Below are 14,916 nucleotides of genomic sequence, written 5' to 3'. Positions count from 1 at the left end.
GCCATTGGTGCGACTTACTGTTTTACCATGAACTGAAAACAGGTTCCCCTATATGGGCTTCGATAAAACGAGGAAACACCGGCTTATAGACGAGCCTGTAGCTGTATTCTTCACCATCATTGTATTCTCTCTCCCAGCCAAGCTCAACTTTAAAATGTTGCCAAAAGATAGACTTCGCTTGTTCTGCTGAAATGGCCGGCTTCGGATGAATGGCCTCCAGCTCCTCCGGGTCAATATCCGGCGCCATATAAACGGTAATATATCCTGTCTGGCGGCTGACACAGATTCTGATCTGTCCAAATCGAAGCGGAATTCCGTGACAATGCGCTTTAAATGTAAAACCAGCGATCGGGCTTTCTTCTTCATCAGGTTCGTCATATGTAATCTTAAAATATTGGTCGGCCTTCGGAAATAAAGCAAATAGAAAGCGAAGCGCCCTTTTTTCGCACTCTGCTACAGTTACTGTCAGCGGCCCTTTTTTCTCCATAAATGACATGACGCCTTCGAGTTTTCCGGTTTCTTTGTGATAAATGGTTTTCAGCACTTGATGAATCCGTCCTTTAAACCAGCTGTCCAAGCTTTTATCCTCCGGCTGATAGATAGGATCATCCGGGTTTCGCCACACGGTCCCGATTCTCCCATCTCCCAAATCTGTTTCCCGCTCTTTGACAAACCCTTTTTCGAGGCCAATCATGCTGCCAAGATCGGCCTGTTCGTGAATGCCTTCGAATAATGGGAGAGGAAAGCTTTCCCGCTCCTTGTCATCGTCCTCATCACATTCCTTTTCTTCTTGTACCAAATCCGCAGGTACAGCAATGGCCCTGCAATCAGGCTCATACACCAAATGCGGCTGATCATCCCCGCTTTTGTATACAGAATGATGAAGAACCTCAAACAAAAGCTCAAACTCTACGTCCTTCTTGATGAAGGCAAGTGCTTCTTCATGATCCGCGACCCGCTTTGGATTGATTATGCTGCTCGCTTTGCCGTAATAGTCAAAGGATATGATCTCACCGGACAAGGAAATATCAACCATAAACCCGCTCATAGGGAGAGGAAGGCCATGCTCCATTTGAACATATGAAAATCTCACTTTATCGTCGAATGTATCGTCTTGTTCTTCGCGAACAAAGGCAGAGAGTGCTTCAGGATAATGAGTCTCGACAAATTGGCGCATGATATCCTCCAACCGTTCCTCAGACAGCTTTTCTCCGTTTTCAGACTCCATATCACGGGAGAGGGATTTAAGCCGCCCGTCCGTTCCAAGATCAACAGTAATGCCGATTTGTTCATCCTCAGGATCTACCCAACAAAAATGCACTCTTTTCTGCTCATCACTATAGTCTTCAATTTCCAATTTAAAGTGCATTGGCACCCGGCCGATTTCCAATGCTTTCTGCTTCCATTTCTCTTTCTTCACCAAAACGTCCCCTTTCATCATTCTTATATCCCTCCCGACTAATCAAAAAGTAATAGTCTAAATTACACAAATTTCTGAGTTTACCAGTTTTACCAGAACATTTCTCCCCAAAAATAGGTTGATGAACCTATTTCATATAAAAGCTAATAATCTTAAAATTAATTCCGTTGTAACTTTTTATAGGTCCATTTATGAAAAAGAAGGGCGGAGCTTCCAATAAATCCGTGAGAAAAGAACTGATTTTTTTGGTTATATGAGGCTAATCCATTTAAAAAGATCTATTTCTCAAAGACAAAAGACTCTCCCTTTCCTAAACCATTTGAGGAGGAAAAATGAATGTTTCAGAAAAAAACGTATACTGTTTTCCTAATTCTTCTGCTAATGATGTTTACAGCTGCTTGTTCAGGAAGCAAAACAAGCGCGGAGAAGAATAATTCAGAAACAGAAAAAAGCTCAGATATAGCGCAAGTCAAAATTAAAGATGTCTCTTATACACTGCCGTCCAAATATGATAAATCAACTACAGACGACCAGCTTGTGTTAAAAGTCAATGTCGCTGTGAAAAACACAGGAAAAGAACCTCTGAATGTAGACAATATGAACTTTACGTTGTATCAAGGTGATACAAAAATGTCTGAAACAGCCCCTGAAGACTATAACGAAAAGCTGCGCAGCAGTACGATAAGCACTGATAAATCCGTAGAAGGAAGCTTATTCTACGTTGTGGATAAAGGCAAGAAATACGAGCTTAACTATACGCCGGAATATTACGGCGATAAAAAGGCGAAATCAATTACTTTCAATATTGATGGAAAGGACAAAAAACTCCTTGCGACAGCAGATCAGCTGCAAAACTCAGCTAAAGCACTATCCGCTTATGTCGATATCCTTCTTTTCGGTAAAGACAACGCTGATTTCGAAAAAATCACCGGTGATAACAAAAACGAAATGGTGAATAATTTCAATAAGTCAGCAAAAGATGGCTATCTCTCAGCCTCAGGCCTTTCAAGCACATATGCAGACAGCAAAGCGATTGATAATATCGTGAACGGCATTAAGGAAGGATTAAGCAAAAACTCCTCCATTCAGGCAAAAACAACCTCGATCTCTAAAGACGAAGCAATTGTTGAAGCCACCATTAAACCTGTAGATGCCTCTTCACTCTCAGACCGCATCGAGGACAGAGTGAAAGACTACTACAGCAAGAACGCTGGCGCCAGCTATGAAGATGCTGTAAAATACGCTCTTCAAGTATACCCTGAGGAATTTAAAAAACTCGGACCGGCTTCATCTGAAGAAACAGTTGAAGTGAAAATGAAGAAAAATAACATCGACCAATGGAAGCTTGATATGGACGATTACAGAGCGGCAAAATTAGTGAAAGCCTTCATCAAAGAATAACACTCCAAAAGGAAATAGCCTTGCAGGCTATTTCCTTTTTTATGCAAAAATCTCGCTGATGAAATTCGCTTCATCTTCGGTCAGTTCTATATTAAAGGTTTCCAGCTTCGTTTTACTCCATTGTTCCTTCTCAATATAAATAAAAATAGGCTGATTCACTTTCTGTATTAGATATCCTTTTTCTTTTTCCTTCTTTTTCAAAAATAAAAAACCTTGAAAAGTCCGGCTTTTCAAGGTTTTTTTCATTATGAGGATAGTGCTTGTGCAAAACGATCCGCTTCATCTTGCAGGGTGCTTTCAATTTCTTTGTATCGGCTGGAAATCGTTGATGCGCTGACACCGTATTTTTTCGCCAGCTTGGCTTGCGAAACGGAGACGCCGTTTAGAGAAATCGCATTCACATAATATTCAACTGCCGCTGCGAAAGCTTCCGGCTTTCTGATGATAGGTGATTTTTTCTCGCAAAAGGTTTTCCAGATATCAATAACAGCCGGGATCAATTCGCTAGGATACTCATCTCCGCTCATGCCTTTTTCGATAGCCGCAGCGGTTTCTTTCTCCAAGTCGTTTGCCCACTCAACACTGTATTCTTCTGCTGCTTCTGCCTTTGGCTCTTCATTATTCTCAGCTAACAGTGCGAATATAACGTTGTTGAATTCCTGCTTCATGAAGTCCTCCGGCGTTTTGCCGTTCTTCTCAGCAGCATCCGCATATTTCTTCACCTTGCTGATCAGCTCTTCTGTTCTCTTCACCGGGAAGATTGTGAACTGCATGAAGAATTCTGCTTTTTCCGCTTCATGGATTGGATATCCGAGAATTAGGCTTCCCACAGGCGGGAGGTCTTGATTATTGGCATCCATTTCTACTTCGAATTGTTTTGTCGTAATGACATCTTCAAAGTGAATGAGACCTTCTTTCAGGTCTTGCAAAAGCAATAAAGCAGGCGTTATGCTCTTCCATGATTCTACGATCTCACGCGTTTTCGGACGAGTGATCGAATCGCCTTTTTTCTGAAGGTAGTCTTCGAAGATTGTCTTTTCACCAGCAAGCGGGTGGAAGAAGATTCCCCAGACTCCTAAATTAAATACGCTAATGTCTTTCGTCTGTCTGTCCATAGCAGAAAGAAAATCATGCTGGTTGATAAAGCCAGAAATGCTTTCTCTATGTGCTGTGAAGGCATACTCCACTAAGTCTTCCTGAATTTGTTTTGCTTCTTTTGCCGCTAGTTCTGTCGGGAAGTCGACCACTTTACTTCCGCAGCATTTTTTATATTTCTTGCCGCTGCCGCATGGGCAAGGGGCATTTCGTTTCACTTTTCCCACAATAAACCCTCCGAATTCTGTTGTAACTTTTCTATTTTAACAAAAATAACTTCCGAGGGCTTGGTTTCGAGCCAAAAAAGAATTTGGCAATATGAGAAACTGGTTTATTATGCCGATTCACCTAAGGTTTTTTCATTATTTTTTGATTTAAGTCTTGTTTTCTATTATCGCTTTAAACTCTTCTTTTAGACTGGGCTGAAAGCGGAATAACCTTGAAGAATCCTCTTCTTCAAGGTTATATATCTCATTAGTTTGTATTTTTGCCCCCGCCGTTCAGTCCTTCTTTAACCAAGCTTTTGACTTGGCTGCTGTACAGAAGGCTGATATGACCAACACCATGGATTTGAACATTTTTTGCCCCTCTCAAGTTAGACATATAGTTCATTACAATCATGTCTGCTGAACTGTAAATAGACGTGTATAAAATCTTTTGATTCGGATCTGTTCCCGGCAGCGCTCTGTTTGACACCAAACGGTTCGCTCCGCCAAGCGTTACAACGTTTTCAATTTTATTTCCGCCATCCAGTTTTTTTATGTAATAAAGTGTGTTCGCGCCCCCCATGCTGTGAGCGACAATATCCACTTTTTTCGCACCAGTCTCATCCAAGACCTTTTGCACGAAACGTGATAATACAGGGCCATTGTTTGAATTTGTGCCTGTCTTGTCCCAAAAATCTACCGCATAAAGCTCGTCCCGCGACCAGCCCTGCGATACGAGATATCTCTTAATTTCCACAAAATTAAATGAAGCTCCTCCCATACCGTGAACCATCACGACTGGATTATGTTCAGCGGCTTTTGCTGACGGTTGCAAGGCAAACAGCGATGTAACAGACAGCGTCAAAATTGTTACAAGTGCAATGAACTTACTTTTTACAAATGTCATAGTTTCCTCCTTTTTTTGTAACAAATTCTTCAATTATATTACATTTCCAAATTCATTAAGTAAATGGTATTTTTACCTTACTTCAGAGAGACTTTCGGTCCTAAAAATACCGAAAAAAAAGAAGGCCTATTCGCCTTCTTTTCTTTAATATTCATTGAAATAAGTTTGGATCTTTTGCGGATCATCTGTTTTTGTGAGCGCCAGCATCAGTAATATTCGTGCTTTTTGCGGGTTTAAAGAGTTCGATGCCAGAAGGTCTTTTTTCGCATACTCTTGGTTTGGTGTTACGACTCCATTTCCCGTACGGGATGAACGCACAACAGTGACACCTTTTTTGACGGCGCTGACTGCTCCTTTTTCGGATGTATCAGATAAAGATCCGTTTCCTGTACCAGCGTAGACAATCCCTTTTGCTCCGGCTTCCACAGCAGCGTCAAACAGATAGCTTCCTTCATTTTGGTATCCATAGACAATGTCTACTTGGGGCAGCTGATCAAGATCAGAAACGGAGAAATCCGTGTCCTTCGTATGCTTGCGGGTCATTACATTATTAAAATAAATTTCATCAGCAATCGTTCCGATGTAACCCATTTCCTCTGCTTTAAATGTATCCGTTGTGGTTGTGTTTGTTTTTGAGACATAACGTGCTGAAGCAATTCGGTCGTTAAGAACGACGAGTGCCCCTTTTCCTTTAGCCTCAGGTGTGCCTGCTACTTTAACCGCATTGTACAGGTTAGAAGGCCCGTCAGCGCTGATGGCTGTGGAAGGTCTCATCGAACCGACAACAACAACCGGTTTATCGCTTTTCACAGTGAGGTTCAAAAAGTAAGCTGTTTCTTCCAATGTATCAGTTCCGTGGGTCACGACGACCCCGTCTACATCATCTGAAGCGAGCAATTTGTTGATGCGTTTCGCCAGCTTCAGCAAGATTTTATTATCAATATTTGTGCTCCCTACGTTGACAACCTGCTCGCCGGTGACGTTCGCAATGTCCTTCATTTCCGGAACGGCCTCAATCAGTGATTCAATGCCGACGACACCTGCTTTATATTCAGTGGTTGAAGTTTTTGATTTATTAGCGCCGGCAATCGTGCCTCCTGTCGCTAAAATTTTAATGTTTGGCAAGTCCTTTTTTCCAGAGGCGGAAGCCGAAGAAACTTTTTGTGTTTGCGGTTTTTCTTTCGGAGATTCTTTTGTTTCAGGAGATTGTGCGCATCCAGTAAAAGCAAATAATAGTGCGATAAAAAGAGTGAATATGAGACATCGTTGTTTTTTCATTTATTTCTCTCCTAACATCCTTATAATGTTTAATTATTAAATATTTTGTTTATTCTGTCAAAATATATATTAATTTTTCTTTAAGTTTTTTTGTAATACTCTTCTTTTTTTGTCTTTTTATTCACTGAATTTCTCTTGACAATAAATAAGTAAATCAAGATAATAGACCAGTCACTATATTTTTGATTGCAATTCAGTAAGGTGGGAATGTTATGAGTTATGGAGATTCCCGTGAGAAAATCCTGTCCGCAGCTACCCGGCTTTTTCAGCTGCAGGGATATTACGGCACGGGGCTGAACCAGATTATAAAGGAAAGCGGCGCGCCTAAAGGCTCTCTTTACTACCATTTTCCCGGCGGTAAAGAACAGCTGGCGATCGAAGCAGTGAGTGAGATGAAGGAATATATCCGCCAGCAAATCGCGGACTGCATGGAAGCCTACACCGATCCAGCGGAAGGCATTCAAGCCTTTTTGAAGGAGCTCTCCTGCCAGTTTTCTTGTCCAGAAGACATTGAAGGCTTGCCAGTCGGCTTGCTCGCGGCTGAGACGTCCTTGAAAAGCGAACCGTTGCGTGAAGCATGCCATGAAGCCTACAAAGAGTGGGCCTCTGTTTACGAGGAAAAGCTTGTGCAGACAGGCTGCAGTGAGAGCCATGCTAAGGAAGCCAGCACTGTGATTAATGCCGTGATTGAGGGCGGTATCCTTTTATCTTTGACGGCAAAAAACAGCACACCGCTCCTGCATATCTCCAGCTGCATTCCTGACCTGCTGAAAAGATAAAAATAAGACGCGTATATTACATTCAGTTGATTGAGAGGGGAAATGATTTTTGGAAACAGCAGCTACTAAAGCATCTCAGCAATACAGAGTGATGCCGATTATGATTTCCTTGCTGTTGGCCGGTTTTATCGGCATGTTTAGTGAAACAGCGCTGAACATCGCCTTAACCGACCTGATGAAGGAATTGAACATAACAGCAGCAACCGTTCAATGGTTAACAACGGGCTACCTGCTTGTACTCGGTATCCTCGTTCCTGTATCAGGACTGCTATTGCAGTGGTTCACAACAAGACAGCTTTTTACTGTGTCACTTATTTTTTCGATTTTAGGCACCTTGATTGCGGCGCTTGCGCCAAGCTTCCCATTTTTATTGGCGGCGAGAATCGTTCAGGCACTCGGAACAGGTCTTTTACTCCCGCTGATGTTTAACACGATTTTGGTGATTTTTCCGCCTCATAAACGGGGCGCGGCAATGGGAACAATCGGGCTTGTCATCATGTTTGCGCCCGCTATCGGCCCGACATTCTCCGGATTGGTTCTGGAGCATCTCAACTGGCACTGGATTTTTTGGATTTCTCTTCCGTTCCTTGTGCTGGCGCTTGTTTTCGGTATGGCATACATGCAAAATGTATCAGACATTACAAAACCGAAAATTGATGTATTATCTATTATTCTGTCGACGATTGGCTTCGGCGGCATTGTATTCGGATTCAGCAACGCGGGTGAAGGCTCCGGCGGATGGTCAGGCCCGACTGTAATCATCTCACTGATTGTCGGTGTTGTCGGCCTTATCCTATTTTCAATCCGCCAGCTGACGATGAAGCAGCCAATGATGAACCTCCGTGCGTTCAGGTACCCGATGTTTATTTTGGGTGTGATTATGGTATTCATTTGTATGATGGTCATCCTGTCATCTATGCTGCTTCTGCCAATGTATCTGCAAGGCGGCTTAGTCCTGACGGCATTTGCTTCTGGCCTTATTCTCTTGCCAGGCGGTATTTTAAACGGATTAATGTCCCCTGTTACCGGTCGACTCTTCGATAAATACGGCCCAAAATGGCTTGTCATTCCGGGATTTTTGATTGTCACTGTTGTCCTTTGGCTCTTCTCAAACGTCACGACTGCTTCAACGGCTGTGCTGATTATCATCCTGCACACCTGCTTGATGATCGGGATCTCTATGATTATGATGCCTGCGCAGACAAACGGTTTAAACCAGCTGCCGCGAGAGTTTTACCCAGACGGCACCGCTATCATGAACACGCTGCAGCAAATGGCTGGCGCTATCGGTACAGCGGTTGCGGTCAGCATTATGGCTGCAGGCCAGCATGATTATATGAAAACAGCCAAAAATCCCGCCGACCCGTCAGTCATCCCGCAGGCTTTAACAGCGGGCGTTCAGCACGCGTTTGTGTTTGCAATGATTGTCGCGCTCATCGGTTTAATTGCCGCTTTCTTCTTGAAGCGGGTGAAAGTTGATCATTAATATGAAAAAGCCCCTAACCTTGTGTTTAGGGGCTTTTGTATGTTTACGTCCGGATCGCAGCCGCTGCGATTTCCTCAATCGCATAACGCAAATCCTCCTTCGTATTATAAAAGTGAGGAGCCAATCGGATGATATTGTCCCGCGGCGCGCAAATCACTTTTTTCTTTCTCAGCAATTCCGCCGTTTCCGATGCCCGCTCATCACGGATCGCAACCATGCCCGGCTGCTCACCCACAGGTGCTGCTAATCGTAGGCCTTTTTCAGCAGCAAATTGACTTGCTTCGGCACAAATCGTCTTCACATGATCCCGTATACGAGATACCCCAATATGATTCAGCAATGATAAAGCCGCTGCCGCTGCATATACGCTAATAAAAGCAGGCGTGCCTGTTTGAAAACGCCTCGCGCCTTCGGCATATGCCGCGTGCATCCCATTTTCCCTGCCGAACCAAGCAGATGTTTTCGGCTTCAGTTCGTCTGCCAGCTCCTTTCTCACATAAAGAAACGCCGTTCCCGGTATGCCAAGCAAATATTTCCGCGTACCTGCCGCCAGCATATCTACACCCCAAGCCTTTACGTCAATTGGAATATGCCCCGCTGATTGATAGGCATCAACAAATAAAAAAGAACCCTTTCTCCGAGAAATCTCAGCGATCGTTTTTATATCTTGAACAAAACCATCCCGATAATGAACGTGCGGAACACACGTCAGCGCTGTTTCTTCCGTAATATGTGTGTCATACTGCTCGAACGGCAGCGCGCCATCTATTGATGGAATGACGGATACAGCATAATCAGATTGTGACTGCCAAATATGAGACACCGCCGGAAAATCCATCTCCGTATACACCGCATGCTTCTTTCTACATACAGATAAAGACGATGCGATGGAAACCAGCGCATCAGAAACTGACGGCACAATCGCAATCTCATCCGATTCAGCCCCTATCAGCTTTGCAAATTCGTTTCTCGCACTCTCTGTTTCTTTAATCGCTTCGTTCCAGTTTGACCCCCTATGCAGCAGGCTGTCATGGTAGTCTTTCACCGCCCGTGATACAGGCTCTGCCAACGCGCTCTGAGAACAGCTGGCAAGCATCGTATGCGTCTGCAAGGTTGGAAACAGCTGGCGATACCGCTGCGGCAAATGCTCCATTGTGATTCACTCCTTTTCATTATTTTGATGAAAAATCCAAAAATAAACAATAGAATAATAGGAAAAGGAGATGAGAAGATGAGAAAAAAAGTGCTGATCACAGGCTTTGACCCTTTTGAGAAAGAAACCATCAATCCATCGTGGGAAGCGGCGAAACGGCTGAATGGCTTGGAAACAGATGAAGCAATCATCACAGCAGAACAAATTCCGACCGTTTTCAGGACCGCTCTGGACACGCTGCGGCAAGCCATTCAAAAGCATCAGCCGGATATCGTGATTTGTGTCGGCCAAGCCGGCGGGCGGATGCAAATCACTCCTGAACGGGTGGCCATCAACCTTGCAGACGCTCGCATCCCCGATAACGAAGGACATCGGCCGATTGATGAAGAGATTTCTCCACGAGGACCCGCCGCTTACTGGACAGGACTGCCCGTGAAAAGAATGGCCGCGATCATGCAGGAAAACGGCATACCAGCCGCTGTCTCTTATACAGCGGGCACATTTGTATGCAACTATTTGTTCTACGGCTTAATGGATCATATTCGCCAGACGTCTCCTCACATTCGCGGCGGGTTTATTCATATTCCTTACATTCCGGAGCAAACCATTGATAAAGCAGCGCCGAGCCTCAGCTTAGACACGATTGTCCAGGCATTGAGGATCGCCGCTGTGACGGCCGCACAATATGATAAAGATGTGAAGTCACCGGGCGGTACGCTACACTAAGCGGCCGCCGTTTCGCTTGTCATTCTTTTTTTATAGACAAATGCCGATAGGGCGACACTTACTTCAAACAGGACAACCAGCGGGATCATGACTAGAAAATCGGAAATGAAATCAGGCGGTGTCATTAATACAGACACGACGACCAGCAAAAAATAGGACAGCTTTCTCGATTTGGCCAGTCTGTAGGGATTCAAAATGCCCAGCCTTGTTAAAAACATCACCACTAGAGGCATTTCAAACAGAAAGCCGAACGGAAGGCTCAAATTGACCATAAACCTGAAATAGCGGTCAGCTGTAAACATTGTTTCGAAATGGCCGGAAGACAAATGAGTCAAAAAGCTGAGCACGATCGGAAACAAAACAAAGTATCCGAAGGAAATACCCGCTAAAAACAATGCAAATAAACCGGGTATGTACATGAGCGTCACCTTGCGCTCCGTTTTCGTCAGCGCCGGCGTAACGAAACGCCATAGCTGGTACGCGGCAACAGGGATGGAAGCCGCAATGGCACAAATACCGGAAAGCATCATATACACCCAGAGGATTTCACTCGGCCCAAGCACAGCCAGCTTTCCGTCCAAGTCTCTGATCAGCCAGTCATAAATGTCCTGCACAAATAAAAAAGCCGTGATGAGAAATAGAAAAAATACTGCGAGCGTTACGATAATCCGGCGGCGAAGCTCTTCAAGATGCCCGATCAGATGGGTTTCTTTTTTATCCATTCAAAAAAGCCCTCCTTTCATTAAAAAGAGGCAGACTCGGTGTCTGCCTCATCAGAACTCAGCCCGCGTTTTTGTCCTGCTTTACCGCTGTCAGCTCAGCTGATTTTTCTTCTTTTTCATCACCAGACACAAGTGATTTTGTGGCGCTTTTAAATTCCAGCAGTGTCCGTCCGGCGGCACGCCCGATTTCCGGAAGTTTTGAAGGGCCAAAAATAATAAGGGCGATGACGAAAATCAGAATTAAGCCCGGTATTCCAATGTTTGAAAACATATTTTCCACTCCTTAATTTGTAATTTTCGCCCGTTTCTTCATCATTTGTTTTTCGTGAGCTTTGTTGTGCGCAAAGAAACGATCCTCTTCGACCTCATCGGATTGCTTTACCCCTCCTTGGATTGTTGTTGATGACACCTTTCTCAACCCGGTTTGTTCTTTCTGGTAAATAAATGAAGCTCGTGTTGAAATAGCCGCTCCCGGTTCTGTCACATATGGCACGACTCGATAATCAGCTTTCCACTGATGAGGCGTCACTGTGCAGCGGACATATCCGCGATAGTCATTAAAGAACTTGATATGCGGGTTTTCCTTTAAAATTTTGTCTGTGTCCGCCCGTTTATCCGCGCCGTTTCCTCCAGAGGTGATCGAGGTTCCGACAAATTCCACCCCAAAAATGTTTGAGCTTGTCTTCTCAAAGTCAACGTGAAGATTAGATGCCCAGTTTGCGTGTACATCTCCTGTCAACACGACAACGTTATTCAGATTTTTACTTTTAATAAAATTGATGACCCGCTCACGCTGAGCCGGGTAGCCATCCCACGAATCCATACTGTATATCGGGCTTGCACTTGTCCCAAAATTCCACTTTGCAAAGAAAATCTGCTGCGGCAGCACATTCCAGTGGGCTGTTGAACTGCTTAAATTGTTGAAGAGCCACTGCTCCTGTTCTTTTCCTAACAGGGTTCGTTTCGGGTCGCGCGATTCATCAGAAGGCGGCTTATTGCCGTCGTTATTGGCTTGGTCATCCCTGTACTGGCGAGTATCAAGCACATTGAAGGACGCCAAGTTCCCGTACGTAAAGTGCCTGTATAGCTGCATATCCGGACCATTCGGCAGAGAGGAGATTCGGAGCGGCATATGCTCATAGTACGCCTGATACGCAGCCGCGCGGCGAAGCACAAACGATTCAGCCGACTGTCCTTTTTCCGGTATTTTATCGGCATAGTTGTTTTCAACTTCATGGTCATCCCATGTCACAACCCAGGGGAATGCCGCATGGGCAGCTTTTAAATTGGCGTCAGAACGGTATTGGGCATGGCGGTTCCGATAGTCTTGCAGCGTATAGATTTCCGCACTGCTATGGGTGCGGACATTTCCTGTTTTTGATACATATTCATTTGGGCCGTATTCATATATGTAATCACCGAGATGAAAGACAAGATCAAGCTTTTCCTTCGCCATATGCTTGTAGGCCGTATAAAATCCATGCTCATATTGCTGGCAGGAAGCAAACGCAAAGGTCATTTGCGGCACATTGGCGCCAGGGGCAGGCAGCGTTTTTGTTTTTCCGACAGGGCTTAGTTCATGTCCGGTTTTAAAACGGTAATAGTACACTTTGTTCGGCTCAAGCCCGTCCGCTTCCACGTGAACAGAGTGAGCGAGATTCGGTTTGGCCATTTCAGTGCCTTTTCTCACAATCTTGCGGAAATGCTCATCCTTTGCGACCTCCCATTTGACAGGCATCGCCTGATTCGGCATTCCCCCGCCGTTCAGCGGATCTGGAGCCAAACGCGTCCACAGCACAACACTGTCAGAAAGCGGATCTCCAGACGCAACCCCTAATGTAAACGGATAGCTCGAGAACTTTGGCGCGGCATTTACTTCAAATGCACCAACTGACTGAGCAATGGCCAATCCAAGGGAAAGTCCTGCTATCTTCCCCGCTCCTTGAATAAATTTGCGGCGGTCAAACGTATTGTTTCGAAAGCTTTCCTCTTTCAGTTTCTGTACCCATTCATCAAAACGGCTGTCGTTTGCCATTCAAGATCCCCTCTCTTCTCATTGATCGTCTCCATTATAGAAGACCATTGTTAAAGGACTGTGAAGAAGTGTGAACCGATTGTAAGCGTTGAACATCAGAAACAGGTCTTCCCTCACAATCCGGCCGCTGAAACGTGCCGAAAGCTGGCTGAATGGCGCGTTTTCTGCATAATCTGTCGTTTGCAAGCCGACCGTTCGGACTAATTTTCTTCACATGATCTTAAAAAAACAAAAACACCGAGCCATTTCTCAAAATGACTCAGTGCCTTATCAGTTATTTCGAAAACAAGCGGCTGAAAAAGCTCTTCTTTTTCGGCTTTTCAGCAGAAGGCTTTTGTTCTCTTACAATCCCTTTTTCCTTTGCTTCTTTCAGCCAAAATGGAAATTCAGTAAGCAAAGCGTCATAAAGCTCATCATCAGAAATACTGTCAATCTCTTCGATATGCAGGAAACTCGTGTTATCAACGACACGTCCCTCTAACGTATCCAGTTTGTTGAGAAAATCAAAGTTTCCATTTCCAACGCCGACAAACTGCCAGAACACCGGTTTATCAGAGGAAGCTTCAATGATCGGTTTGATCGATTTTTTGCAGCCTCCGTCATTAATAAAAACGACGAAAGCCGGATATGGACTCGGTTCCTCTGCAACATATTTGCGCAACACATCTTTCATAACCGGCGGCTCATCATTTCTGCCGAATTTATGCAAGCGGTCATTATTTAAAATTTCACGATCAACATAGCCTAAAAAGTCTTTTTCAGACACTGGCTTTAATCGAGAAAATTCGTTATCATACACCCATATATCCAGCAGGCCGTCATCATCAAACTGATCAGCCACTGCCAAAATCCGCTCCACCACGTTTTGAACCGTCCCGTTTTTATAGAGCGTTCTCATCGAACCGGTAATATCAAGCACAAGTCCGACACGAGCCACCACCTTCGTTAATTGCTTTTTTTCCAGGACGATCTTTACACTTTTCTTTTGCAGGTCAATTGTTGCCATTCTGTCATCTCCATCAGCACTTTTTTATTTGATTATCTCACAGAAATATTTTCCGTCCCATCTCTTGGCAAAGAAAAACACCGTTCAATTTGAACGGCGTCCTGTCTCTAAAATGTGTTATATACATTTTCACACGTTTCCCCTGTCGGCTGATAAAAGCAGTGCGACTTGAATCTGGCCACAAACGGCTGATCATACCACGTAGCCGGGCAGTTTCCGGCCGGCCTGAAATACCACAAACTAAATTTTGCAGGCCAGACCCTTTCCCCGTTTATCGACCGGCGCGCCAGACTTCGCTCGCTATCGCGGGCCCTTTGATAAAAATATCCATGAGTAACCGCCTCAAACGCATGCGGCTGATAAATCATCTGCCTGATGGTGCGGAGGCCTTTAAAGTCCGAGCAATTCGCCCGCAGCCGATTCACTCCCACGTTGCCGACAAGCAGCATCCCCTGCTTGCCTTCGCCTTCCGCTTCCGCTCTGAGCAGCCTTGCCATCAAATCAACATCCGCACTCGTTGCTCTCACGACCGCCATCACGTCACCTCCCCTTGATCTCCTTTCATCATATTTCATTACTTCAAAAGTGATGACGGAGGGACAGGAGAAGTTTTTAAATTTATTCATTCGGATTTGCGACAAAGCCTAGAAACAAAGATGGCATCATTGCTTGGAACCTATATTCTCTACGTAATAGCGGCGT

Annotated in this window: 16 protein-coding genes and 1 pseudogene; 5 read left to right on the top strand and 12 right to left on the bottom strand. The window is 44.7% G+C overall.

Annotated elements, in window-relative coordinates; translation table 11 throughout:
- Positions 1-22: 22 nt before the first annotated feature.
- Positions 23-1,438 (bottom strand): YcdB/YcdC domain-containing protein, encoded by a 1,416-nt coding sequence (locus tag AAGG74_RS19855; protein WP_429677137.1) that lies wholly within the window; start codon positions 1,436-1,438, stop codon positions 23-25.
- Positions 1,439-1,643: 205 nt separating this feature from the next.
- Here AAGG74_RS19855 and AAGG74_RS19850 point away from each other — a divergent pair.
- Positions 1,644-1,721 (top strand): annotated as a pseudogene (locus AAGG74_RS19850) (hypothetical protein); the annotation flags it as partial.
- A 35-nt stretch (positions 1,722-1,756) separates the two neighbouring features.
- Positions 1,757-2,821 carry a DUF5105 domain-containing protein gene (locus AAGG74_RS19845; protein ID WP_162103078.1) on the top strand — a complete coding sequence of 355 codons (1,065 nt, stop codon included), beginning with the start codon at positions 1,757-1,759 and terminating at the stop codon, positions 2,819-2,821.
- Positions 2,822-2,860: 39 nt separating this feature from the next.
- Here the strand turns inward: AAGG74_RS19845 and AAGG74_RS19840 are convergent, their stop codons facing one another.
- The 4 genes from AAGG74_RS19840 to AAGG74_RS19825 all read right to left on the bottom strand — a co-directional run bounded on the left by AAGG74_RS19840 (position 2,861) and on the right by AAGG74_RS19825 (position 6,307).
- Complete coding sequence (locus AAGG74_RS19840; RefSeq protein ID WP_429676923.1) at positions 2,861-3,022, bottom strand: hypothetical protein; 162 nt, start codon at positions 3,020-3,022, stop codon at positions 2,861-2,863.
- Between the two features lie 44 nt (positions 3,023-3,066).
- A complete protein-coding gene (locus tag AAGG74_RS19835) occupies positions 3,067-4,143 on the bottom strand; it encodes a helix-turn-helix domain-containing protein (protein WP_429676922.1) in 1,077 nt (358 codons plus the stop codon).
- Between the two features lie 247 nt (positions 4,144-4,390).
- On the bottom strand, positions 4,391-5,029 hold the full coding sequence (estA, locus tag AAGG74_RS19830; protein WP_429676921.1) for a lipase EstA: 639 nt from the start codon (positions 5,027-5,029) through the stop codon (positions 4,391-4,393).
- A gap of 144 nt (positions 5,030-5,173) precedes the next feature.
- Positions 5,174-6,307 (bottom strand): type II asparaginase, encoded by a 1,134-nt coding sequence (locus AAGG74_RS19825; RefSeq protein WP_429676920.1) that lies wholly within the window; start codon positions 6,305-6,307, stop codon positions 5,174-5,176.
- Between the two features lie 212 nt (positions 6,308-6,519).
- On the opposite strand from AAGG74_RS19825, the gene lmrA reads away from it, so the two are divergent.
- Complete coding sequence (lmrA, locus tag AAGG74_RS19820; RefSeq protein ID WP_162103082.1) at positions 6,520-7,086, top strand: transcriptional regulator LmrA; 567 nt, start codon at positions 6,520-6,522, stop codon at positions 7,084-7,086.
- Positions 7,087-7,135: 49 nt separating this feature from the next.
- Complete coding sequence (gene lmr(B) / locus AAGG74_RS19815; RefSeq protein WP_162103083.1) at positions 7,136-8,572, top strand: lincomycin efflux MFS transporter Lmr(B); 1,437 nt, start codon at positions 7,136-7,138, stop codon at positions 8,570-8,572.
- A gap of 43 nt (positions 8,573-8,615) precedes the next feature.
- On the opposite strand, the gene AAGG74_RS19810 is transcribed toward lmr(B), so the two are convergent.
- Positions 8,616-9,725: an aminotransferase class V-fold PLP-dependent enzyme gene (locus AAGG74_RS19810; RefSeq protein WP_429676919.1), complete on the bottom strand. Its 1,110-nt coding sequence runs from the start codon at positions 9,723-9,725 to the stop codon at positions 8,616-8,618.
- Between the two features lie 78 nt (positions 9,726-9,803).
- On the opposite strand from AAGG74_RS19810, the gene pcp reads away from it, so the two are divergent.
- Positions 9,804-10,451 (top strand): pyroglutamyl-peptidase I, encoded by a 648-nt coding sequence (pcp, locus tag AAGG74_RS19805; RefSeq protein WP_429676918.1) that lies wholly within the window; start codon positions 9,804-9,806, stop codon positions 10,449-10,451.
- Here pcp and tatC read toward each other — a convergent pair.
- The 6 genes from tatC to cwlJ form a co-directional block, all read right to left on the bottom strand.
- Positions 10,448-11,173 carry a twin-arginine translocase subunit TatC gene (gene tatC, locus AAGG74_RS19800; protein WP_429676917.1) on the bottom strand — a complete coding sequence of 242 codons (726 nt, stop codon included), beginning with the start codon at positions 11,171-11,173 and terminating at the stop codon, positions 10,448-10,450. The genes pcp and tatC overlap by 4 nt on opposite strands.
- 58 nt (positions 11,174-11,231) lie before the next feature.
- Positions 11,232-11,444 carry a sec-independent protein translocase protein TatAD gene (gene tatAD / locus AAGG74_RS19795; protein WP_003223835.1) on the bottom strand — a complete coding sequence of 71 codons (213 nt, stop codon included), beginning with the start codon at positions 11,442-11,444 and terminating at the stop codon, positions 11,232-11,234.
- Between the two features lie 12 nt (positions 11,445-11,456).
- The gene (gene phoD / locus AAGG74_RS19790) at positions 11,457-13,208 is read right to left on the bottom strand and encodes an alkaline phosphatase PhoD (RefSeq protein ID WP_162103087.1); all 1,752 of its coding nucleotides are present in this window, start codon (positions 13,206-13,208) and stop codon (positions 11,457-11,459) included.
- Positions 13,209-13,226: 18 nt separating this feature from the next.
- The gene (locus tag AAGG74_RS19785) at positions 13,227-13,394 is read right to left on the bottom strand and encodes a hypothetical protein (protein ID WP_162103088.1); all 168 of its coding nucleotides are present in this window, start codon (positions 13,392-13,394) and stop codon (positions 13,227-13,229) included.
- Between the two features lie 88 nt (positions 13,395-13,482).
- The gene (locus AAGG74_RS19780; RefSeq protein WP_429676916.1) at positions 13,483-14,214 is read right to left on the bottom strand and encodes a vWA domain-containing protein; all 732 of its coding nucleotides are present in this window, start codon (positions 14,212-14,214) and stop codon (positions 13,483-13,485) included.
- Positions 14,215-14,321: 107 nt separating this feature from the next.
- Positions 14,322-14,750 (bottom strand): cell wall hydrolase CwlJ, encoded by a 429-nt coding sequence (gene cwlJ, locus AAGG74_RS19775; RefSeq protein WP_162103090.1) that lies wholly within the window; start codon positions 14,748-14,750, stop codon positions 14,322-14,324.
- Between the last annotated feature and the right edge of the window lie 166 nt (positions 14,751-14,916).

This window comes from Bacillus mexicanus (assembly GCF_050445615.1).
GTDB classification, from domain to species: domain Bacteria; phylum Bacillota; class Bacilli; order Bacillales; family Bacillaceae; genus Bacillus; species Bacillus mexicanus.
The sequence above is the reverse complement of the archived record's forward strand: the minus strand, read 5'-3'. Positions and strand labels throughout refer to the sequence as shown.

Bases quoted from the DNA above. Each gene is read 5' to 3' on its own strand.
- AAGG74_RS19855 (WP_429677137.1), bottom strand. From the start codon at position 1,438: ATGAAAGGGGACGTTTTGGTGAAGAAAGAGAAATGGAAGCAGAAAGCA.
- AAGG74_RS19845 (WP_162103078.1), top strand. From the start codon at position 1,757: ATGTTTCAGAAAAAAACGTATACTGTTTTCCTAATTCTTCTGCTAATG.
- estA (WP_429676921.1), bottom strand. From the start codon at position 5,029: ATGACATTTGTAAAAAGTAAGTTCATTGCACTTGTAACAATTTTGACG.
- AAGG74_RS19825 (WP_429676920.1), bottom strand. From the start codon at position 6,307: ATGAAAAAACAACGATGTCTCATATTCACTCTTTTTATCGCACTATTA.
- lmrA (WP_162103082.1), top strand. From the start codon at position 6,520: ATGAGTTATGGAGATTCCCGTGAGAAAATCCTGTCCGCAGCTACCCGG.
- AAGG74_RS19810 (WP_429676919.1), bottom strand. From the start codon at position 9,725: ATGGAGCATTTGCCGCAGCGGTATCGCCAGCTGTTTCCAACCTTGCAG.
- pcp (WP_429676918.1), top strand. From the start codon at position 9,804: ATGAGAAAAAAAGTGCTGATCACAGGCTTTGACCCTTTTGAGAAAGAA.
- tatC (WP_429676917.1), bottom strand. From the start codon at position 11,173: ATGGATAAAAAAGAAACCCATCTGATCGGGCATCTTGAAGAGCTTCGC.
- tatAD (WP_003223835.1), bottom strand. From the start codon at position 11,444: ATGTTTTCAAACATTGGAATACCGGGCTTAATTCTGATTTTCGTCATC.
- phoD (WP_162103087.1), bottom strand. From the start codon at position 13,208: ATGGCAAACGACAGCCGTTTTGATGAATGGGTACAGAAACTGAAAGAG.
- AAGG74_RS19780 (WP_429676916.1), bottom strand. From the start codon at position 14,214: ATGGCAACAATTGACCTGCAAAAGAAAAGTGTAAAGATCGTCCTGGAA.
- cwlJ (WP_162103090.1), bottom strand. From the start codon at position 14,750: ATGGCGGTCGTGAGAGCAACGAGTGCGGATGTTGATTTGATGGCAAGG.